Raw genomic sequence first — 23,619 nt, 5'->3', positions numbered from 1 at the left:
ACTTGCGCTTGTGCTGCTTGCCTATGTTGCGGTAAGCTCCCAGGTAATGGCGCAAAGCGGCTCTTTCAGCGTGTCGGGGCGTGTGACGGACGCTGAGGCGGGCGTAGGCCTGCCCGGGGTAACGGTCCTGCTGAAAGGCACCACCACGGCAACCCCTACGGATGCGCAGGGCAACTATACGCTAAACCTGCCGAACGGTAGCGGTACGCTTGTATTTACCTACATCGGGTACCAGTCGCAGGAGGTGCCTGTAAATGGTAAGTCAACGATCAACGTAGCTTTGGGTGTAGATGCGAAGGCGCTTGAAGAGGTAGTGGTTATTGGCTATGGTGCGCAGCGGGCAGAGGCTGTAACAGGCTCTGTTGCTTCCATCAGTGCAGACGAGATTACCCAGGTGCCGTCAGGAAACATTACGCAGGCTTTGCAGGGCCGTTTGCCAGGTGTGGAGTTCTCGCAGTCATCCTCTCAGCCGGGTGCCTCCATGCAAATCCGGATTCGCGGTACGCGCTCTATCTCCGGCGGAAACGACCCGCTGGTGGTGCTGGACGGAATTCCTTTTCCCGGGTCTGTCTCCGACATCAACCCCAGCGACATTAAGAGCATTGACATCCTGAAGGATGCCTCTGCGACAGCTATTTACGGCTCGCGCGGTGCGAACGGCGTTGTGCTGGTAACAACCAAGTCGGGAAAGGCAGGGCAGAAGCCACAGATTAGCTACAACAGCTTTTTCGGCGTGAAAGACGTTTTTGCACGCTACGACATGATGAGCGGACCAGAACTCCTGGCCCTGCGTGAGGCTTCCGGCCCCGCGCAGCTTGAAGGGAAAATGGGCCTGGACGAGGCGGAGGATATCGACACAGACTGGCAGGACTTGCTGTACAGAACCGGTATCACCACAAGCCACGACATAGGTATTTCGGGTGGTACAGAGCAGGGGCACTATAACTTTAGCGCTGGCTACTTTAAGGATAAGGGCGTGGTGCCTACGCAGCAGTTCACGCGTTATTCTATCCGAGGCAGCTTTGACCAGGGACTTGGGAAGTATGTGCGTGTTGGGATCAACTCATACAACAACTACAACGTTACCGAAGGGTCTAATGTGGGCTTGTACAATACCCTGAGCCTGTCGCCGCTTGCCAACCCGTACAATCCGGACGGTACACTGAAAAGAGTGGTGAAGATGCCGCAGGATGATTACTGGGTTTACACAAAAGACAGAGTAGAGGACTTAGAGGATGAGTGGTTGAATGAGACCAGGGCCTTTGCCACCTACAACACCCTGTACGGCGAAGTGCAAATACCGGGAGTGGAGGGCTTGAAGTACCGGGCTAACCTGGGCTTAAACTACCGCCAGAGCCGCAACGGAGCCTACACAGGGCGCGGAATAAACACCGCTGACTCAACAGCCGTTTCAACTGCTTCTCTTGGCAACACGGTGACAACCAACTGGACCATTGAAAACCTGCTGACCTACGACCGCACCTTTGCGGGGAAGCATAACGTGAACGTCGTGGGCCTGTACTCTGCCTCGCAAGAGCAGTATGACAGATCCCTCATAGCGGGAAGAGACATCCCGACAGACGCTTTCCAGTTCTACAACATAGGGCGTGCCGCTGACGAAATCATCGTTGACCCTGATGAGCAAATATACACACAGTGGGGCCTGCTGTCGTGGATGGGCCGCGCGATGTACTCCTACGACGACCGTTACATGCTGAGCGTAACCGTACGTTCCGATGGTTCTTCCAGATTGGCACCGGGGCACAAATGGCATACTTATCCTGCTGTGTCGGCTGGCTGGAACATCGCCAGGGAGTCGTTTATGGAGAATGTCGGCTTAGTAGACATGCTGAAACTGCGTGCAGGCTACGGACAAACCTCTAACCAGGCCATCACACCATACTCTACGCTTGGGCTCTTAGCCACCAGACCTTACAACTTTGGCCCCGATGACTTCACAACCGGGTACTATGTATCGCAGTTGCCTAACCCTAACCTGGGTTGGGAGTACTCCAAAACATGGAACTACGGAGTGGACTTTGCGATCCTGAATAACCGCCTATCGGGTACAGTAGAGTACTATGTAACGGATACCGAGGATATTCTGCTGAGCCTGGGGCTGCCCCCTACATCGGGCGTGGACAGCTACACGGCTAACATAGGGTCGATGCAGAACAAAGGCCTTGAGCTCTCGCTCAACGGGGTGATCATTGAGAACGCAAACGGCTGGACCTGGGAAGCTGGGGTAAACATCTACGGCAACCGCAACAAAATCACCTCGCTTGCCTCGGGGTCGGATGAAGACAAGGCCAACTGGCTGTTCGTTGGGCATCCTGTCAACGTTATCTACGACTACGAGAAGGTTGGCCTCTGGCAGGAGGGCGACCCGTACAGAAACATTCTGGAGCCAAACGAAAAAGACCCTAACGCCACCCTTGGTATGATCAAGGTGAAATACACCGGCGGGTATAACGAAGACGGAACGCCGGTACGGGCTATCAACGCGGACGACAGACAGATCATGAACGCGAACCCTGATTTCCAGGGCGGTTTTAACACCCGCGTAGGCTACAAAGGCTTTGACCTGAGCGCTGTGGCGGCTTTCCAGAGCGGTGGTATTCTTAATAGCACACTCTACGGCGCGTCTGGTTACCTGAACATGCTGAACGGGCGCCGCAACAACGTGGCTGTGGACTACTGGACACCGGAGAACACCGGCGCAGAATATCCAAACCCGGCAAGCCTGAGAAGTGGCGACAACCTTAAGTATGCCAGCACGCTGGGCTACTTCGACGCGTCATACCTGAAGATCCGCACGATCACACTTGGCTATAACTTTGAGAATAACAACTGGCTGGGGAAAGTGGGCATTCAGAACCTGCGGGTTTACGCCACTGCGCAGAACCCGTTTGTGCTGTTCTCACCTTACCACAAAGCCTCAGGCATGGACCCTGAAACTAACTCCTATGCTGACCAAAACGTGGCGTCAACCGGTAACGGTGTTCCGAGCCGCCTGCTGACGATTGGCACGAACGCGCCTTCAACGCGCAACTACCTGGTTGGTCTCAATGTCACATTTTAAGTAAAAGACAAAGATGAAACTTTTTAGGAATAAAGCATTTATAGGAACAGCCTTGATGGTGGCGCTGTCCCTGACCTCTTGTGAGGATATTCTGGAAGAACAGCCACGCAGTATTTACGAGCCGGGTTTCTTTAAAACCGAGAGAGGCATTTATGGTGGCGTAAACTCTATGTATGCCCACCTGCGCTACGTCTACGGGCAGGCTTACTACTACAACACTACTGAAACCGGCACCGATGAGGTAACCTACGGCCAGAGTGCAGACCAGAACTTTAAGGTGATGGACGTCTCAGGCGAGGGTGAGATCACGCCTACCGACAGCCGCGCCGACGTGCTGTGGGGTGCCGCGTTCTCTAACATCAACACTGCCAACGGGGTTATCGAAAACGCATCCGAGCTGGGAACTGTGCCTGACGCGGTTATTGCCGAAGCAAGGTTCTTCCGCGCGTTCGACTACTTTATGCTGGTGCAAACGTTCGGGGGCGTGCCGCTGGACCTGGGTGCGGGGGAGCTGAAGTTCAACAACAACCCTGTGAGGAGCTCTGTGCGCAATACCGTGCCAGAGGTTTATACCAAAGCGATCTTCCCGGACCTGAGACAAGCGGTGGAGGACCTGCCGCTTAAAGGCCGTGTAACCGGTGGCGTAACAAAAACACTGGCACGCCTTTACCTGGCCAAAGCGTACCTGACCTACGGATGGTGGCTGGAAAACCCGGATAACATTCCGACCTACCCGGAGGCGCCCCGTACGGACCCAGACGGACAGAGTGCCCAGTGGTATTTTCAGCAGGCATACGATGTGGCAACAGCCGCCATCGACGAGCCGGGGAATTTCCGTTTGATGGATACCTACTATGATGTTAACGTCGCCTCAAACGACCGCAACATGGAAATCCTGCTGTACGCAGACCACACCGAGTCGAGCGAGTTCTACAACGGGTCCAGCCTGAGCTGGAGTAACGGTACCGCCCCTGAGAACTTTGCCGGCTGGATGATGACCTGGAACTACACCAACATCAGAAGCGCTACAGATCCGAAGTGGCAGTCTACTATAAGCTCTGTGCAGCGGGAGGCGGATCAGGCTTTGGGCCGCCCATGGACACGTATGGCACCTACAATTGGTGCCATCACCAACACTTTTGCCGACAAAACCAACGATTCGCGCTACGACGGCACCTTTACAACCGTGTACCGTGGCAACTGGCCTAAAGGCGGGGTTAACGCACCTGTTGTGTACAATGCCAACGGCTTGCCGGTTTCTCCGGGTGGTGCCATCCTGACTTTTCTGGACGAAGAACCAACGGCGCAGATTAACTACCCTGCCCCTGGTGAGGGAGGTAAGAGCAACGTAGGTGCGGGAGAGCTACCGGGCAGGTCTGACTTTGTGATAGCGCCAAGCGGCATTAGCAGAATTGTGTACCCGGGGCTTTGGAAGCTTGGCCCTTACCGCACCGACAATGGTAATGGCCTGGGCCAGCCGAATGCTGCGAGCACGCGTCCGTTTAACATTGCCAAATTCTCGGAGCTGTACTTTATCGCGGCCGAGGCGGCCGTGAAGGGAGCAACGGGCAGCAGAAGCGCCAGAGAACTGATCAACGTGATTCGCGCCCGTGCCGGCAAGTGGCGCTGGGATAACAACGGAAACCAGCCTAAAATGGAAGACCATAGCGCAGAGCTGGTGGCTGCCACTCCGGCAACTATTGATATCGATTATATCCTGGCTGAGCGTTCGCGCGAGTACTATGGCGAGGGCTATCGCTGGTATGACCTGATACGCACCCAGAAGTGGGAAGACCTTGCGTCTACTTACAGAATTGGCGGAATCCGGTACGGAGACCATACGCCTCAAACCGTGACACGCAACATTCAGCCATACCACTACCTGCGCCCTATTCCGATAAACCAGCTGGATGCCATGGATCTTTCTCCGGCAGAGAAAGCGGCCTATCAGAATCCGGGGTACTAACCAAACTGGTAGAGTAAGGCTTGGCGGGTAGCGCTCAGGTTGGGCGGAAACCTGCCAAGCTTTGCAAACCAGCGCCGTAACACAGGCAGCCGACGCCGTGCACAGAGGCTACAGCAAGAGAGCCTTTTACGGCGCTGCTATCACGCCAACAGAAAGAAATGGTTGATTAATTTTAGTTTAGAGTGAGTGAGGTAAAAGGGCGCTGCTGGCTCCTTTTTACCTCTATTTTGCTTAGGCGCAGCTGTGCCTGTAGTGCCACGGCGCTGCCCTGAGCTAACAAGAAAATGCCGCTGCTGAGGCAGCATAAAACCTAACTACAGAAAAATACTATGCCCCTAATACAAAGCTGGAGATGGTACGGCCCCAATGACCCGGTTTCCTTGCAGGATGTAAAGCAAGCCGGCGCAACGGGTGTCGTGAGTGCCCTGCACCACATACCGCATGGCGAAGTATGGCCCGTAGCGGAAATACAGGAACGGAAAAATATAATCGAAGCCGCCGGCCTGCAGTGGGTGGTGGTGGAGAGCGTACCGGTGCACGAGGCTATCAAAACCCGTAGCGCTGACTGTGAAGTATACCTGGATAACTACCGCCAGACGCTCCGAAACCTGGCAGCTTGTGGCATCTCCACTGTCTGCTACAACTTTATGCCCGTGCTGGACTGGACCCGTACGAACTTGGCCCTGGAGCTATCGAACGGAGCAAAGGCGCTATACTTTAACTGGGCTGACCTGGCCATGTTTGATATGTTCATCCTGAAGCGTGAAGGTGCTGAAAACGACTATGCAGCTGAAATAGTAGCCCAGGCAAAAGAACGGCATGAAAAGGCTACCGAAGAGCAGCTTGCTGCCCTGAGTGATATCATCCTGATGGGCGTGCCTACAGAGGGTAGCGTAATGATACCGCAACTGCTGCAAAGTATAGAAATCTACAAGAGCATTGGGCACGAAGGGCTGCGGGAGAATCTGGCTTACTTCCTGGAGTCCATCATGGATGTATGCGAGGAAACAGGCATCAACATGACCATTCATCCGGACGACCCGCCTTATGCTATACTTGGCTTGCCGCGCGTTGCCAGCTCCAAAGAAGACCTGCTGCACATTATTAACAGAGTGGATCGCCCGGCCAATGGTATCTGTTTCTGCACGGGCTCCCTCGGCGCAGGCGGCCACAACAACCCCGTTGAAATTATAAAGGCAGTAGGGCACCGGGTATACTTCGCCCACCTGCGCAATGTGCTGAAAGATGAACAGGGCAATTTCTACGAGTCAGACCACCTGGCTGGCGACGTGGATATGTACGGCGTGATGAAAGAGCTGATCGCCATTAACCAGCAGCGTGAGCTGCCTATCCCTTTCCGCCCCGACCACGGCCACCAGATGCTGGACGACCTGGTGAAAACGACCAACCCTGGCTATTCTGCCATTGGCAGGCTGCGGGGCCTTGCGGAGTTGCGGGGCCTGGAGATGGGAATAGAGAAATCGCTTTTTAATAATGACTTACATGATCAAAAACACACCTTTACAGGAGCCCGCTAGTAAAAAGCTGTACCCGCAACAGGCAAACAGCTTTTTGAGCGACGACTTCCTGCTACAGACAGAGACAGCCCGGCTGTTGTACCACGAGTACGCCAAAGGGCTGCCTGTTATCGATTACCATTGCCACCTGTCGCCGGAGGTGATCGCTAAGAACGAGAACTTCCAGAACATGACACAGATCTGGCTTGCCGGCGACCACTACAAATGGCGCGCGCTGCGCACGCTGGGCATCGAAGAGAAGTATATTACCGGAGATGCCAGCGACGAAGAGAAGTTTGTGGCCTGGGCAGAGGCCGTGCCTTATACCATGCGTAACCCGCTCTACCACTGGGCGCACATGGAGCTAAAGAACCCTTTCGGGGTTACAGACCTGCTGACAGGCGAGAATGCCCGCGAGGTGTACGCGCACTGTAACAACTTGCTGCAGCAGCCAGGCTTTACACCGCAGGGCTTGCTGGAGCACTACAATGTAGAGATGGTCGGCACCACGGACGACCCCGTGGATACCTTGGCTTATCACCAACAGATCGCAAGCTCTGGTTTAGGTGTAAAAGTACTTCCTTCCTTCCGCCCCGACAAAGCGATGAACCTTGGCGGGGGCGACAGCTTCAGAGCCTACATCAAACAATTGTCAGAGGCAAGCGGCGTGGCCATCACAAGTATAGACACCCTGCTGGAGGCGCTGCAGCAGCGCGTAGAGTACTTCCACCGCAACGGGTGCCGCGTGTCGGACCACGGCCTGTCCTGCCTGCCGCTGGCGGGTAAAGGCAAGGCAGGATTGGAGCAGGACTTTGCCGCCGTGCTGGCCGGTAACGACGACAGTGCCGCTGCCAGCCAGGATGCGTTTTGCCACTTTGTTTTGCTGGAGCTGTGCAAAATGTACTACCAGAGAGGGTGGGTGCAGCAGTTCCACGTGGGAGCTTTGCGCAATACCAACACCCGCATGCTGCAGGCAAACGGCCCGGACACCGGCTATGATTCGATAGGCGACTTCCCGCAGGCGGTTACCATGGCTGCTTTTTTCAATGAGCTGGAGGCAGCCGGGCAGCTGGCGAAAACGGTGATCTACAACCTGAACCCCGCCGATAACGCCGCTTTCGCCACGATGATCGGCAACTTCCAGGGCGGTGGCATTAGAGGCAAAATGCAGTTCGGCTCGGCCTGGTGGTTCCTGGACCAGCTGGATGGCATGAAGGCGCAACTGGACACGCTGTCGACCATGGGGCTGATCAGCTGCTTTATCGGTATGCTGACGGACTCGCGCAGCTTCTTGTCTTACTCGCGCCACGAGTACTTCCGAAGATTGGTTTGCAACGTCTTCGGTAACGATGTGGAGCAAGGCCTGCTACCTACCGACCTGCCCTGGATCGGTAAGATGGTGCAGGACATCTGCTATAACAACGCTAAAAATTACTTTCCTTTTAACTAGCACTAACCCCATGTAACCTCCCCAACTATGAGCTCACCTCTTATGTCTAAACCAACCACAGAAAGGGTAAAGATTGGCTCTTACCGCTGGACCATTTGCGCCTTAGTGTTTTTTGCTACCACCATCAATTACCTCGACAGGCAGGTAGTGGGCATTCTTAAACCCGTGCTCGAAGAGCAGTTCAACTGGACCGAGAGCGACTACGGCGCGATTGTAACAGCCTTTACCGCCTCGTATGCCCTGGGCATGGTTGTTTTTGGGAGGATCATAGACAAGGTGGGCACCAAGGCCGGCTATTCGCTTTCCATTATCGTGTGGAGCCTGGCCGCCATGGCGCATGCGGTGGCACGGTCTACCTTCGGTTTTGCCGTGGCACGTGGCGCGCTGGGCGTGGGGGAGTCGGGTAACTTTCCGGCTGCTGTTAAGACCGTGGCAGAGTGGTTTCCCAAAAAAGAAAGGGCACTGGCGACAGGCCTGTTCAACTGCGGCGCTAACGTGGGGGCTATCGCTGCCCCGATCCTGGTGCCCTGGATAGTGGTTACCTACGGGTGGGAGGAAGCGTTTATCGCAACCGGCGCCATCGGTTTTGTGTGGCTGGTGTTCTGGTTTATATTCTATGAGGTGCCCGCAAAGCAAAAGCGCCTGGGCAAGGGGGAGTACGACTACATCCACAGCGATAACGACGAGGCCCCTGCCGAGGAAAACCAAAGGCCTCTGAAGTGGTCGAGGCTGCTGTTCATCAGGCAGACCTGGGTGTTTGTCTGCGGGAAGTTCTTCACAGACCCTATCTGGTACTTCTTCCTGTTCTGGCTGCCGTCCTACTTTAGCTCTACCTTCGACCTGAACCTGAGCAGCCTCGGCTTGCCGCTGGCCATTGTATACACCGCTACCACCATCGGCAGTATCGGCGGAGGCTACCTGTCGTCGTACTTTATCCGGAAAGGCTGGCCTGTGTTCAAGGCCCGAAAAACAGCCATGCTCATAATCGCCCTGCTGGTAGTGCCGATTATGCTGGCCCGTTATACTTCTGATATGTGGGTTGCCGTTGGCTTAATAAGTATGGCCGCCGCCGCGCACCAGGCCTGGAGCGCCAACATCTATACCATCGTGTCTGACATGTTCCCAAAGCGTGCCGTGAGTTCTGTGGTAGGTATCGGAGGCATGGCAGGCTCCCTGAGCGGAGCGCTTTTCCCGCTGTTCATCGGCTTTGTGCTGGATTACTACAAAGTGCTCGGCAACCTGACGGCGGGCTACAACATCATCTTCCTGATCTGTGGCAGCGCCTACCTGGTGGCCTGGCTGGTGATACACTTCCTGTCTCCTAAAATGAAGCCTGTTGCGCTTTAGCATAGCAGGTAACCCCGCCTGTAGAAAAGCCATTAACCTCTGTAAACAACGCATCTTATGAAGTACTCTCTTTTAGCTACTACTTGTAAAACGCAGAAAAGGGCAAGGCGCCTGCCGTGGGCGAAGCATGTGTATGCCTTACTGCTGGTGTTTGGCTTTGTGCTGATGCCGCAGTTAACACAGGCTGCTGCCAATGGCGATACCTACATCTCCTCAACCAATAGCAAAGGTTCCTTTGCGCTGGCAGCATCTGGCAAGGCGGCTCCTCTGTATGTGAGCAGCGAAGATTTTGCCGGAGTAGTCAGAGCGGCTAAAGACTTACAGGCAGACGTAAACCGTGTAACCAAGGTGCAGCCAAACTTAACGATAGACAAAAAAGCTCCAAAGGCAAAGCAAGTAGTATTAATTGGTACACTTGGCAAAAGTCCAGTAATTGATAAGCTGGTAAAGAGTAAAAAGCTCGATGTATCGGGTATAGCCGGCAAGTGGGAAACCTACCTGGTACAGGTAGTAGACAAGCCAATGCGCGGGGTAGACCAAGCGCTGGTAATTGCCGGTAGCGATAAGCGTGGTACGATCTTCGGTATCTATGATGTGTCTGCACAAATCGGTGTATCGCCATGGTATTATTGGGCGGATGTGCCGGTAAAGCAACAGCAAAACTTATACGTAACGCCGGGACGTCATACTGATGGGGAGCCAAAAGTAAAGTACAGAGGCATCTTTATTAACGATGAGGCCCCCGCTTTGGCAGGTTGGGCTACAGAAAAATTCGGTGGCTTTAACTCTAAGTTTTATGCCAATGTGTTTGAGCTTGTACTTCGCCTGAAAGGTAACTACCTATGGCCAGCTATGTGGGGAAGAGCTTTTTATGATGATGATCCTAAAAACCCGGAGTTAGCCAACGAGTATGGCGTAGTGATCGGTACTTCCCACCACGAACCACTTTCCCGTGCCCACGACGAGTGGAGACGCTTTGGAACTGGCAAGTGGAACTATCAGACCAATAAAGAAAACCTGCAGAAGTTTTGGAGAGATGGTATAGCACGCATGGGCAAGAACGAGAGCATCGTAACAATAGGCATGCGTGGCGACGGTGATGAGCCAATGAGCGAAGACAGCAACATCGCTCTGCTGGAGCAGATTGTAGATGACCAACGCAAAATTATAGCTGATGTAACTGGCAAACCTGCTTCTGAAACGCCACAGATATGGGCACTTTACAAAGAGGTGCAGGATTACTACGACAAAGGCATGCGTGTGCCAGATGATGTAACGCTACTTTTAGCAGACGATAACTGGGGTAACCTCCGTAAACTGCCTAAGGCAGGAGCAAAGCAACATGCAGGCGGTTTCGGGGTGTACTACCACTTCGATTATGTAGGTGGCCCTAGAAACTATAAGTGGATCAACACGAACCCGCTGCCACGTATCTGGGAGCAGATGCACCTGGCGTACGAGCATAACGCTAACAAAATCTGGATTGTGAATGTGGGCGATATTAAGCCAATGGAGTTTCCGACATCCTTCTTCCTGGACTATGCCTGGAACCCTGAAAAGTGGCCGGCAGAGCGCCTGGATGAATACACAAAGCAGTGGGCAGCACAGCAGTTCCCGCAGCAGTATGCAACAGAGATTGCGGAGCTGCTAGCTAAGTATGGCAAGTATAATTCGCGTCGTAAACCTGAGCTTTTATCACCAGAAACCTATAGCCTTACAAACTATCGCGAAGCAGAAAGCGTGGTAGCTGAATACCTGCAACTGGCCGAGAAGGCAGAGCAGCTTTACAAGAAGATGCCGCAAGATTATAAAGATGCATACTTTCAACTGGTGCTGCACCCGGTAAAAGCAAGCGCTAATTTAAACGCTTTATACTTGGCAGTAGCGAAAAACAGACTTTACGCTAAGCAAGGCCGTGCTGCTGCAAACAGTTATGCTACAAAGGCTAAAGAACTTTTTGATGTAGACCAGGAGCTTTCCAGAATCTACAACGAAGACATTGCGAACGGTAAATGGAGCCACATGATGGACCAAACGCACATTAGCTATACTTATTGGCAGCAACCAGATAAGGATGTATTGCCAGAGGTGAAAGAAATTACACTTCCTGCTGGCTCTGAGATGGGCGTGGCCATAGAAGGATCAGAAAACTGGTGGCCAAATGCTAAAGGCGAGGCAGTGTTACCTGAATTAACTCCTTTTGGACAACAGTCTTACTACATCGAGATCTTTAACCGTGGGCAGAAGCCATTTACCTATACCGTACAAACAGGAGCAGAGTGGCTGCAGGTAGACCAGAAACAAGGCGCAGTAAACGACCAGCAGCGCCTGTTTGTGAGCGTGAACTGGAAGCAGGCACCGAAGGGTAAGCAGCGTGTGCCAGTTACTATTACCGGTCCTAATGGCAAGCGTGTGGTAGTACAGGCAGTAGTCAACAACCCGGCTAACCTTACCGCTGACAATGTAAAAGGCTTTGTAGAGAGCAACGGCTATGTAGCCATGAATGCTGAGAATTTCTCTCGCACTATAGAGGCTGGCGATGCACAATGGAAAGTTATTCCTGACCTGGGCCGCACAGCATCAGCAGTGGCTCCTTTTCCGGTAACTGCAAAATCCAAAAAGCCAGGATCAGATAGTCCACGACTGGAGTATGACATGTACCTGCTCAACAGCGGTGAAGTAAACGTGAAGCTACTGGTATCACCAACACTTAACTATAACGAATCGGATGGCTTGCGTTATGCTGTGGCTATCGATGATGCAGCGCCGCAAATCGTGAACATTCACAAGGACAACACCACACAGTCTTGGGACGAGTGGGTAGGTAACAACATTATCGTGACGCAGTCGAAGCACAAGGTGGAGAAGCCAGGACAGCATGTATTGAAAGTATGGATGGTAGACCCGGGAGTGGTGCTGCAGAAAATAGTAGTGGAAACAGACGGTGCTAAACCTAGCTACCTTGGCCCACCAGAGAGTGGCCGCCCGGAAACAGCAACATCAGCAGTAAAGTAAGTCGTTATTCCGTATCAGAAAGTATAAAACTATGGCTAATTACAGCAGCGCATTAAAAAGACTCAGTTTTGCAGCAGGAGTCTTTGCCTGTACTTTGTTAGGGGCAACTTCGGCAACGGCACAGGAGAAGTTTACAAACCCGATACTGCCCGGCTTCTACCCAGACCCAAGTATATGTAGAGTAGGCGAGGATTATTACCTGATCACCTCTACCTTTTCCTACTACCCTGGTGTGCCTATCTTCCACAGCAAAGACCTTGTAAATTGGAAGCAGATTGGTAACATTCTGGACAGGCCTGAGCAACTGGACACGGAAGGGCTGGGCGTATCGAGAGGTATTTTTGCCCCGGCAATTGCGCACCACGATGGTACGTTTTATATGGTAACCACTTTGATTGATAAAGGCGGAAACTTCGTAGTAACGGCTAAAAATCCGGCGGGTCCTTGGTCAGACCCGGTATGGTTGCCGGAGGTAAATGGCATAGATCCATCGTTGTTTTTTGATGAAGGTGGCAAAGCTTATATCATTTACAATAGCGAGTCACCAGATAACAAGCCGCTTTATGATGGGCATCGTACCATCCGTATGCAGGAGTTTGACTATAAAAACCTGAAGACGGTAAGTGCTCCAGAAATACTGGTAAATGGTGGTGTAGACCTTTCCAAAAAGCCAGTTTGGATCGAAGGCCCGCACATATACAAGCACAACGGTTACTACTATTTAATGGCTGCAGAAGGTGGCACAAGTGTGAATCACTCTGAAGTTATCTTGCGAAGCGAAAAGGTAAATGGACCGTATAAGCCTTACGAGAAAAACCCGATCCTGACGCAGCGCCACCTGCCAAACGACCGCCCTAACCCAGTTTCTGCCACAGGCCACGCTGACTTGGTGCAGACGCAGAACGGAGAGTGGTGGGCAATCTTCCTGGCTACACGCCCTTACGATACAGAAGATCACTACAACATCGGTCGTGAAACGTTCCTGGCACCTGTTACCTGGAAAGATGGCTGGCCGATTATCAATGCTGAAAGTGACCTGGTAAAGTATTCCTATACCCGCCCGAACCTGCCACAGGGGCAGAAGAGTGACTTCCCGCTGAACGGAAACTTTACCTATAGAGAAGACTTTAAGGAGAGTAAGCTGCCGATGTACTGGCTAACGCTGCGCACGCCTCAGTCTGACTGGTATAGTTTGACTCAGCCAAATGGCAGCTTGACGCTTAATCTTCGCCCGGAAACGCTGTCAGGAAAAAGTAATCCATCATTTGTTGCCAGAAGGCAACAGCACCTAAACGGTAGCGCCAGCACTAAAATGGAGTTTAAACCAGCCAGCGAGAATGAATTTGCAGGTATAGCTGCCTTCCAGGGAGAGAAGAACTACTATGCCCTAGGCAAAACACTATCGGGTGGCAAGCAGGTGGTGCAGCTAAAGAAGGCTGATGGCACTGTGCTGGCAGAAACACAGCTGAGCAAAAAAGAAAGCAAACAGCCGCTTCTGTTAAAGGTAGCCTTTGATGGCGGTAAGTATAATTTCTTTTATGCCACAAAAGAAGGTGACTGGAAGTTGCTAAGAGATAATGTAGACGGCACCTACCTGAGCACACGGAAAGCAGGCGGTTTTGTAGGCACTACCATCGGTATGTATGCCACATCGCAAGACAAACCATCTACCAGCCAAGCTACCTTCGATTGGTTTGACTACACCGGAGATGATGCCATTTATAAAGATGCTGCTACATCTATGAAGCAACAGAAGTAAAATTGATAACCTTACTAACAACTATAAATCTAACATGATCGCAAAAAAGACTCTCAAGCACTCGGGTTTTGCGTTGCTGGTTGCATCGCTGCTAGCTACCGGTTGCCAAAGCACCAGTACCGAAGTTCAAACCGAAGAACCAGTTGCAGAGGAAACTTCACCTATCTCTCCGCTGGTAACTGAAATCTATACGGCCGACCCATCTGCGCATGTGTTCAACGGTAAAATCTACGTTTACCCATCACACGATATAGATGCAGGCATTCCTGAGAAAGACGATGGCTCTCACTTTGCGATGAGAGATTACCGCGTGATGTCGATGGACAGCGTGGGTGGCAAAGTAAAGTTGCATGATGTGGCACTTGATATCAAGGATGTGCCTTGGGCTGGCAGACAGATGTGGGCTCCGGATGCAACTGAGAAAGATGGTACCTATTACCTGTTCTTTCCTGCTAAGGATAAGCAGGACGTTTTCAGAATTGGTGTGGCTACAAGCTCTTCTCCAACAGGACCATTCAAAGCGCAGCCAACCCCGATAGAAGGCAGCTATAGTATAGACCCAGCTGTTTTCAAAGATGATAACGGTGACTACTACATGTACTTCGGTGGTATCTGGGGTGGCCAGCTGCAGCGTTGGAGCAGCGGCGAGTATAATGAGAAAGATGAGTATCCTGCTGATGACCAGCCGGCGCTTAGCCCTAAAGTGGCTAAACTGAGCAGCGACCTGATGAGCTTTGACGGCGAGGTGAAGGACATCCAGATTCTAGATAAAGATGGTAAGCCCCTGCTAGCGAAAGACAACGAAAAACGTTTCTTTGAGGCGGCGTGGGTGCATAAGTATAACGGCAAGTATTACTTCTCATACTCTACCGGCGATACGCACAACATTGCCTATGCCATCGGCGATAGCCCTGTTGGTCCGTTTACGTACCAGGGCGTAATCCTGAAGCCTGTTCTTGGCTGGACTAACCACCACTCTATCGTGGAGAAAGATGGTAAGTGGTACCTGTTCTTCCACGACAGCTCCCTTTCTGGTGGTAAGACGCCATTGAGAAGCGTGAAGGTAACGGAGCTGAAGTATAACCCAGATGGCACAATCCAAACGATAGATGCTATGGTTGCACAGCCAGAAGTGTAGCGGCCCCAAAGCCGCCTAAAGCAGTAGCCCCCTTACAAGCCAGTTGTAAGGGGGCTACTGCTTTTTAGCAGGTGCCTGTTTTTGCTTATGCTTTTGTTACATGCGGCAGTCTTTTTTGAACTAAACCGTGAGTAGGCTAAGCTCAGGAATGTTTTTTAACTAAAAAGTTACATCTTTTGGGCAGCTTATGCAGTATGTATGAAATAATAAAATGACTTGTTACCGGGTTGATGATGAGAATATTAAGTATAAAATGTCGCATATAAAAATCCCAAACTATGGCCAGTACTGATATTACACGCCCTGGAGTAGCGCATGAGGAGCATGAGGAGCATCACCACGATCAGAATTTTTTCGAGAAGTACATTTTCAGCCAGGATCACAAAACGATTAGCAGGCAGTACCTGTTCACTGGTATGGCCTGGGCGTTTATAGGCAGCTTTCTCTCTATACTTTTCCGCCTGCAGTTGGGCTGGCCCGAGGCCACCTTCACTTTCCTGGAGCCGATCCTGGGTAACTGGATCGAGAACGGCAAACTGAACCCGGAGTTTTACCTGGCGCTGGTAACGATGCACGGCACCATCATGGTGTTCTTCGTGCTCACGGCCGGGCTGAGCGGTACCTTCTCCAACTTCCTGATTCCGCTGCAGATCGGTGCCCGCGACATGGCCTCCGGCTTCATGAACATGCTCTCTTTCTGGATCTTCTTCCTGTCCAGCATCATACTTTTCGCCTCCCTCTTTATTGATACGGGCCCTGCAGCCGGTGGCTGGACGGTGTACCCGCCGCTGAGCGCCCTGCCGCAGGCTATCCAGGGCTCCATGTCCGGCATGACCATGTGGCTGATCGCGATGGCGCTGTTCATTGTGTCGCAGCTGCTGGGCGGGGTGAACTATATCACCACGGTAATCAACTTGCGCACAGAGGGCATGGCCATGTCGAAGCTGCCGCTGACCATCTGGGCGTTCTTTTTTACGGCTATCCTGGGGCTGCTGGCCTTCCCGGTGCTGTTCTCCGCCGCGCTGCTGCTGATCTTCGACCGCAGCTTCGGTACCAGCTTCTTCCTGTCCGACATCTACATTGCAGGTGAGGCGCTGACCAACACAGGGGGAAGCCCGATCCTGTTCCAGCACTTGTTCTGGTTCCTGGGGCACCCCGAGGTATACATTGTTATACTTCCGGCGTTCGGAATCGTGTCGGAGGTGATCGCCACGAACGCACGTAAGCCGATCTTCGGCTACCGCGCCATGATCGGCTCTATGATCGGCATCTCCGTGCTGTCTTTTGTTGTATGGGCGCACCACATGTTCGTAACGGGCATGAACCCGTTCCTGGGGTCCGTTTTCATGTTCCTGACCCTGATTATTGCCGTGCCTTCGGCGGTGAAGGTGTTTAACTGGCTGGCCACTCTGTGGCGGGGCAACATCCGTTTCACAACGGCGATGATGTTTGCGATAGGCTTCGTGTCGCTCTTTATCTCGGGCGGCTTAACGGGCATTATCCTGGGTAACTCCTCTTTGGATATTCAGCTGCACGACACATACTTCGTGGTAGCCCACTTCCACCTGGTAATGGGGGCGGCGGCCTTCTTCGGTATGTTTGCAGGCGTTTACCACTGGTTCCCGAAGATGTTTGGCCGCATGATGGATGAGAAGCTGGGGTACGTGCACTTCTGGCTGACGTTTGCCGCTTCATACCTGGTGTTCATGCCCATGCACTACATGGGTATCGCCGGTTTCCCGAGAAGGTACTATAACTGGACGGGCTTTGAGACCTTCAATATCTTTACCGATATGAACACCTTTGTAAGTATCGCTGCCATCATGGCCTTTGTGGCGCAGTTTATCTTTCTGTTCAACTTTATCTACAGCATTTTCCGTGGGCGCAGAGCTACGGCTAACCCTTGGCACTCCAACACGCTGGAGTGGACAACGCCCGTACTGCCCGGGCACGGCAACTGGCCTGGCAAGATACCGGTTGTCTACCGCTGGCCTTATGACTACAGCAAGCCCGGTGCTGTGGAAGACTACATTCCACAGCATGTGCCTTTCTCCCAGACAACCTCCTCCAACATGCCACGGGAAAGAGAGCTGGAGTAGCGGGCATCTGCAGCATAGAGACAAACCAAAAGCGCAGGGCAACGGCCCTGCGCTTTTGGTTTGTCTCGCGTCCACAGTTTCCCGTTCTGGAGAGTCGTGCCTCGCGGCGGCTACAGAGCCAACTACAGGTCGCGCCGCTGTATTTCCTGCGCCAGAAACGATAGCTCACGGCTCATTTGCCCGGCGATGGAGGTGTTCTCCTCGGCGCGGCGTATCAGGTAGGGCACTGTGGTTGCCACCTCCCCGTAAGGCAGGTACTTGGATACGTTGTAGCCGGCGTCGGCCAGGTTAAAAGTCAGGTTATCGCTCATGCCGTAGAGCTGCGAGAAATGGATGCGCTGCAGGTGGTTCTTGATCTCGTCTCTCTGGATGCGCTCGGTCAGGTAGGAGATGCTCTCCTGGTTATGGGTGGCGGCGCACAGCTCTACCCTGTCCAGGTTGTCCAGGCAGATGTCAATGGCGCGGTTAAAGCTTTTGTCCGTTTCCTCCTTTTTCGTGAACACGGGGCAGGGGTAGCCGTGCTCTTTCGCCCGCTCCTGCTCCTTTTCCAGGTAGGCGCCGCGCACGAGTTTCACCCCCAAAAAAACAGGCTCCTGCGCAAAGCGCGCCAGGCAGTCCTGCAGGTAGCTGACGCGGTCGGTGCGGTACATCTGCAGGGTGTTAAACACGACGGCGTGCCCGGTGTTGTAGCGGCGCATCATTTCCTCGGCCAGCTCATCCATGGGCCGCTGCAACCAGCACTCCTCCGCATCGATGTATACTTTCAGGTCGGCTCCGGCAGCTGCTTTGCAAATGCTGTCCAGCCTCTTTTCCGTTCTTTTAAAGGCCTGCTGCTCTTCCTGGGTCAGGGCCTCCTGTTTGTGCAGCTTCTCAAACACCTCGTTCGGCCCGATGCCAGTTAGTTTAATGCTGATGTAGGAGAAGGCCTTCGTGTCGCGGGCCAGCTCAATGTTGTTTAGAATCTCCTCTTGCACGGCATCAAAGCCCGCCTCTGTCTCCTGCGCTTCGGCGGCATAGTCCAGCACGGTGTGCACGCGGGCTGCGGCCAGCTTCTCTATAACCTGCTGGGCCTCCTGCACGGTCTCTCCCCCGCAGAAGTGCCTGTACACCGTGTTGCGGATGAGCCCCTTGATAGGCAGCCCCAGTTTGAGCGCCCAGACCGTGGCCAGGCCGCCGGCCTTTACCAGACCGGGCTTGCCCATCATGTTGAAAAGCCAGTACGCGAGCTTAAGTTCTTTATTGGATTTTGTGCTGAACGTCACCTGCAGGTTGTTCGGGTCAAAGAAGCCGGCAGGCTGTCGGAAGGTGGCAGTTTGTTTCATATTGCTAGGGCTTACGTGTTTCTCATCTTCGCTTTGGCTTATTCTGCTTGTTCGTAAACTAGCTGGTATGAGTTTTCCTGCCCGGGGATATTTTGAACGTTTCATAGAATAGCACCAACCAGTATGGCTGTAAGTCATATTCTGGTAAAGGCAGCCGGAAGGGGTGGCAGAAAGGCTCCAGCCGCGAAAAGGGCACCCTTTCTGGCTCTCCCGGCGTAAGGGATGGCTGGGCTTATTTAGGATAAAAGCGAGGAAACTGACATTAATCATTTTATACCTGTCTGCTTTCCCTTATACTTGTGCAGGGGAACTCCCACACTGGTGGCGGCCCCGCTTATGTTTGCCCCTTTCAGGAAAGTCAGCGCCGTTCGTTCGACTGTCAGTCGGTTGCACTGCCTGTGTGCCGGCCGGCTGGTAGTGGCTACGCCAGAAGAGAGGAGGCGCTTTGCCTGTTACGGCAAGAGTAGTTACCTTTATAAAAAAGCTATACTTTGGAAGACTCCTTGCAAAACCGCTACAGAAACGTTGACGACCAATCGCGCCTGAAAGCGATCATAGAGACCGCCGTAGACGGCATTATTACCATTGATACAGAGGGCAGAATGGAAAGCGCGAACCCTGCTGCGGCCCGTATCTTTGGCTATGAGCCCGAGGAGATGATCGGCCGGAATGTGCACATGCTCATGCCCGAGCCCGACCATGGCCTGCACGACGGCTACATCAAGCGGTACATGCAGACAGGCGAGGGGCAGATTATTGGCAAAGGCCGGGAAGTGCTGGGCAAGAAGAAGGACGGCTCCCTCTTCCCTTTTTTCCTGAGTATAGCCGAGGTAAAGCTGCAGGACAAAATCATCTTCACGGGCATTGTGCACGATATCTCCGACCTGAAGAAAACCGAGGAGGCCCTGCGCGAAAGTGAGAGCAAGATCAACTCTATCATACAAACCGCGGTCGACGGCATTATTACCATCGATAGGCGGGGCGTGATGGAGATGGTGAACCCCGCGGCCGCCAGGCTCTTTGAGTACGAGGAGCACGAGCTGATCGGCAGGAAGATAAACATGCTCATGCCTGAGCCCGACCAGAGCCTGCACGACAACTACATGCACCATTACCATGAAACGGGTGAGAGGCGCATCATCGGCATAGGGCGTGAGGTGTCGGGGCTGAAGAAGAGCGGCACCATCTTTCCGCTGTACTTAAGTATAAGCGAGGTGCAGCTCACCGACCGCAAAGTATACACAGGCTTTATACATGACATTACGCAGCAGAAGCTGAGCGAGGAGCGGCTGCGCCGCTATGCCGCCGAGCTGGAGCGCAGCAACCGCGAGCTGCAGGACTTCGCCTACGTGTCTTCGCACGATTTGCAGGAGCCGCTGCGCAAAATACAGGCCTTCGGCGACAGGCTGAAAACAAAGGAGTACGAGAAGCTGAGCGACCAGGGCAAGGACTACGTAGACCGTATGCTGAACGCCGCCTCGCGGATGCAGAACCTGATCAACGACCTGCTGGACTTCTCCCGCGTCACCTCCAAGTCGAAAGCCTTTGTGCAGGTGTCGCTGGACAGCGTGCTCACGGATGTGCTCTCGGACCTGGAGATTACCATCGAGAAGACAGGGGCGCAGATACAGCGCGCGCCGCTGCCGCACATAGAGGCAGACCCGACCCAGCTGCGGCAGCTGTTCCAGAACCTGGTGAGCAACGCCATCAAATTCAGGAAAGAGAATGAGCAGCCGCAGATCAATATATTTGCCAGAGAACTGCAGGGCAAGGCCCGCATGACCTCCACCCCGGGCGATGAGATGGTGGAGATCCATGTGCAGGACAACGGCATCGGGTTCGACGAGAAGTACCTGGACCGCATCTTCAACATCTTCCAGCGCCTGGAGGGGCAGAAGTATGAGGGCTCGGGCATTGGCCTGGCCATCTGCCGCAAGATTGCCGTGCGGCACGGCGGCGACATTACAGCCCACAGCCAGGCGGGCATAGGCACCACTTTTATAGTAACTTTAGCAAAAAGACACCTTCAGGATTAAGCAGTAGCACCATGAGCGCAAACAGAAAAACCATTATCATACTTATTGCCGACGACGACGCCGAGGACCGCATGCTGGTAAAGGAGGCCCTGGAGGAGAGCCGCCTGACCAACCAGATGCAGTTTGTGGAGAACGGCGAGGAACTGATCGACTACCTGCACAACCGCGGCAAGTACACGGATAAAGAGAAGTACCCGACCCCGGGCCTCATCCTGCTGGACCTGAACATGCCTAAAAAGGACGGCCGCGAGGCGCTGAAGGAGATTAAGGAGGACGAGCACCTGCGGGTGATACCGGTGGTGGTACTGACCACTTCCAAGGCAGAGGAAGATGTGCTGCGCACCTATGACCTGGGCGTCAGCTCCTTTATCACCAAGCCGGTAACTTTCGCCTCACTGGTAGACGTTATGAGGACGCTGAGCAAGTACTGGTTCGAAATAGTGGAGCTCCCCAAGCCTTGAATGGCAAAAAGGGGGGCGGCAGAGCGCTAGCAGCACCATGCGTTGCCCCCGCCTCCCTGCCTTTGTAGCTCCCAGTTTTTAACCCTTTCCCTTTCCTATGGCTGAGAAAATCAAAGTTCTGCTGATCGACGACGACGAGGATGACTACATCATCACCCGGGACATTATGGACGATATCCCGAGGCGCAACTATGTGCTCGACTGGACGTCGTCGTTTGAGGAGGCGCTCGCGCTGATACGGGAGGGGAGGCACGATGTGTACCTGGTGGACTTTTACCTGGGCGCGCAGGACGGCCTGCAGCTGATTACCCGGGCGGTGCAGGAGGGGGCAAAGGCTCCTTTTATTCTGCTGACCGGGCAGAGCGACCTCGAAACCGACGAGAAAGCCATGCGGGCCGGTGCGCTGGACTACCTGGTGAAAGGCACCTTCAACCCCTTCGACCTGGAGCGCTCCATCCGCTACAGCATTGAGCACGCCATGAGCCTGGCCGAGATCCAGACGCTGAACGAGGAGCTGGAGCAGCGCGTGGAGGCACGCACGCAGGAGCTGGCCGAGGCCATCCGAAAGCTGGAGAACACGAACAGGAGCCTTTATGAGGCGCAGCAGGAGATACACAAGGCACTGCAGAAAGAGAAGGAGCTGCACGAGCTCAAGTCCAGGTTCGTGACCATTGCCTCGCATGAGTTCCGGACGCCGCTGAGCACCGTTCTCTCTTCCGCCTCGCTCATCAGCAAGTATAAAACAGAGGCCGACGACGAGAAAAGGCAGAAGCACGTTGAGCGGATCAAGTCCTCGGTGAGTAACCTGACCAACATACTGAATGATTTCCTCTCCATCAGCAAAGCGGAAGAGGGCAAGATATACAACGTGCCCACCACGTTTAACCTCAAGGCCTTTGCCAAAGAGGTGGTGGAGGAAATGCAGGGCTACCTGAAGGCTGGGCAGCAGATAGCCTACCAGCACGAGGGAGAGGAAAGGACCGTCAACATCGACAAGCAGTTACTCAAAAACATACTGCTCAACCTGCTGTCGAACGGCAGCAAGTACTCGGCGGAAGGCAAAACCATCCGCTTTACGACAAGTATAGCAAACGGAGCGGCGCTGGTGGCGGTGCAGGACCAGGGCATCGGTATCCCAAAGGCCGATCAGGCGCACCTGTTTACGCCGTTCTTCCGGGCTCAGAACGTTACCAACATCCAGGGCACAGGCCTGGGGCTGAATATTGTAAAGAAATATGTAGAAGTGATGGACGGCAAGCTGGAGTACCAGAGCGAGTTAGGCGAAGGCACCACCTTCACCATCACCATTCCAAACACAGCTGAAGCATGAAAAAGATATTGTTGATAGAAGACAACCACGAAATCAGGGAAAACACAGCGGAGATTCTGATGCTGGCCAACTACGAGGTGGTGGAGGCCGATAACGGCAGAACCGGCGTGGACCTGGCCCGGAAAGAGCACCCCGACCTGATTGTGTGCGATATCATGATGCCGCAGCTGGATGGCTACGGCGTGCTGCACCTGCTCAGCAAGAACCCCGACACCGCCGGCATCCCCTTCATCTTCCTGACAGCCAAGTCTGAGAAAGAGGACTTCCGGAAAGGGATGAACCTGGGTGCCGACGATTACCTGACCAAGCCCTTTGACGATGTGGAGCTGCTGGATGCCATTGAAATACGCCTGAAGAAAAACGAGATCCTGAAAACGGATTTCCAGAAGAACGTGGAGGGGCTGAACGGCTTTATTGAGGAGGCCAAAGGCTACGAGGAGCTGGAGAAGCTGATCTCCGACAACCGCAAACTGACGACGCTGAAGAAAAAGCAGTTCCTGTTTATGGAGGGCAACAGGCCCAACGCGCTGTACTTCCTGAGCAAAGGCAAGGTTAAGGCCTTTAAATCGAACGAGGAGGGGCGCGAGTACATAACCAACCTGTACAAAGAAGGCGACTTTATCGGCTACCTCGACCTGCTGGAGGACACCACCTACCGCGAGTCGGCCATGGCGATGGAAGAGGCGGAGATATACATTATTCCGCGGGAGGATTTCTTCTCGCTGCTGGACCGTAACCGCGATGTGGCCAGCAAGTTCATCAAAATCCTGTCCGACAACCTGGCAGACCGGGAGGAGCGCCTGCTGAAGCTGGCCTACAACTCCGTGCGCAAGCGCGTGGCCGAGGCCCTGCTGCTGGTCGACAAGCAGTATGAGCGGGAGGAGCACGCCACTAAGCAGATCTCCATTTCGAGGGAGGATCTGGCTAGTATCGTGGGGGCCTCCAAAGAAACTGTGATCCGCACGCTGGCCGACTTCAAAGATGAGAAGCTGATCGATAGCCAGGGCAGCCGCATCACCATCCTGAACCTGGACAAGCTTAGCCGCATGCGCAACTAAAGGGTTGGTGCTGCAGGCTTTGCCGTGTTCCGGCGCCAG

The 23,619-nt window shown here is 53.6% G+C and carries 14 protein-coding genes; 13 read left to right on the top strand and 1 reads right to left on the bottom strand.

Annotated elements, in window-relative coordinates:
* The first annotated feature begins 10 nt into the window (after window positions 1–10).
* From CA264_RS14015 to CA264_RS13975, 9 genes are all read left to right on the top strand, one after another.
* The gene (locus CA264_RS14015) at window positions 11–3,082 is read left to right on the top strand and encodes a SusC/RagA family TonB-linked outer membrane protein (protein ID WP_237151122.1); all 3,072 of its coding nucleotides are present in this window, start codon (window positions 11–13) and stop codon (window positions 3,080–3,082) included.
* 13 nt (window positions 3,083–3,095) lie between these two features.
* Window positions 3,096–5,048, top strand: a complete 1,953-nt coding sequence (locus tag CA264_RS14010) for a RagB/SusD family nutrient uptake outer membrane protein (protein ID WP_025608017.1) — start codon at window positions 3,096–3,098, stop codon at window positions 5,046–5,048.
* A gap of 329 nt (window positions 5,049–5,377) precedes the next feature.
* Complete coding sequence (uxuA, locus tag CA264_RS14005) at window positions 5,378–6,586, top strand: mannonate dehydratase (protein WP_025608015.1); 1,209 nt, start codon at window positions 5,378–5,380, stop codon at window positions 6,584–6,586.
* Window positions 6,552–8,015 carry a glucuronate isomerase gene (gene uxaC, locus CA264_RS14000; RefSeq protein WP_025608014.1) on the top strand — a complete coding sequence of 488 codons (1,464 nt, stop codon included), beginning with the start codon at window positions 6,552–6,554 and terminating at the stop codon, window positions 8,013–8,015. Before uxuA ends, uxaC begins: the two co-directional genes overlap by 35 nt.
* Before the next feature lie 27 nt (window positions 8,016–8,042).
* Window positions 8,043–9,362, top strand: a complete 1,320-nt coding sequence (locus CA264_RS13995; RefSeq protein ID WP_237151121.1) for an MFS transporter — start codon at window positions 8,043–8,045, stop codon at window positions 9,360–9,362.
* Between the two features lie 57 nt (window positions 9,363–9,419).
* A complete protein-coding gene (locus CA264_RS13990) occupies window positions 9,420–12,377 on the top strand; it encodes a glycosyl hydrolase 115 family protein (protein ID WP_025608012.1) in 2,958 nt (985 codons plus the stop codon).
* A gap of 31 nt (window positions 12,378–12,408) precedes the next feature.
* On the top strand, window positions 12,409–14,136 hold the full coding sequence (locus tag CA264_RS13985; protein ID WP_084196236.1) for a glycoside hydrolase family 43 protein: 1,728 nt from the start codon (window positions 12,409–12,411) through the stop codon (window positions 14,134–14,136).
* A gap of 34 nt (window positions 14,137–14,170) precedes the next feature.
* A complete protein-coding gene (locus CA264_RS13980; protein ID WP_025608010.1) occupies window positions 14,171–15,274 on the top strand; it encodes a glycoside hydrolase family 43 protein in 1,104 nt (367 codons plus the stop codon).
* 278 nt (window positions 15,275–15,552) lie between these two features.
* The gene (locus CA264_RS13975) at window positions 15,553–17,373 is read left to right on the top strand and encodes a cytochrome c oxidase subunit I (RefSeq protein WP_025608009.1); all 1,821 of its coding nucleotides are present in this window, start codon (window positions 15,553–15,555) and stop codon (window positions 17,371–17,373) included.
* A gap of 122 nt (window positions 17,374–17,495) precedes the next feature.
* Here CA264_RS13975 and CA264_RS13970 read toward each other — a convergent pair whose 3' ends face one another.
* Window positions 17,496–18,695, bottom strand: a complete 1,200-nt coding sequence (locus CA264_RS13970) for a proline dehydrogenase family protein (protein ID WP_025608008.1) — start codon at window positions 18,693–18,695, stop codon at window positions 17,496–17,498.
* Window positions 18,696–19,186: 491 nt separating this feature from the next.
* Between CA264_RS13970 and CA264_RS13965 the strand changes: the two genes are divergently transcribed.
* From CA264_RS13965 to CA264_RS13950, 4 genes are all read left to right on the top strand, one after another.
* Complete coding sequence (locus tag CA264_RS13965; RefSeq protein ID WP_025608007.1) at window positions 19,187–20,731, top strand: sensor histidine kinase; 1,545 nt, start codon at window positions 19,187–19,189, stop codon at window positions 20,729–20,731.
* A gap of 11 nt (window positions 20,732–20,742) precedes the next feature.
* Window positions 20,743–21,192, top strand: coding sequence for a response regulator (locus tag CA264_RS13960; protein WP_025608006.1), 450 nt, complete (start codon window positions 20,743–20,745; stop codon window positions 21,190–21,192).
* 97 nt (window positions 21,193–21,289) lie between these two features.
* Window positions 21,290–22,522, top strand: coding sequence for a hybrid sensor histidine kinase/response regulator (locus CA264_RS13955; protein WP_025608005.1), 1,233 nt, complete (start codon window positions 21,290–21,292; stop codon window positions 22,520–22,522).
* Window positions 22,519–23,580: a response regulator gene (locus CA264_RS13950; protein WP_025608004.1), complete on the top strand. Its 1,062-nt coding sequence runs from the start codon at window positions 22,519–22,521 to the stop codon at window positions 23,578–23,580. The genes CA264_RS13955 and CA264_RS13950 overlap by 4 nt, the downstream gene beginning before the upstream one ends.
* Window positions 23,581–23,619: the final 39 nt, after the last annotated feature.

This window comes from Pontibacter actiniarum (genome assembly GCF_003585765.1).
Taxonomy (GTDB): Bacteria; Bacteroidota; Bacteroidia; order Cytophagales; family Hymenobacteraceae; genus Pontibacter; species Pontibacter actiniarum.
The sequence above is the reverse complement of the archived record's forward strand: the minus strand, read 5'-3'. Positions and strand labels throughout refer to the sequence as shown.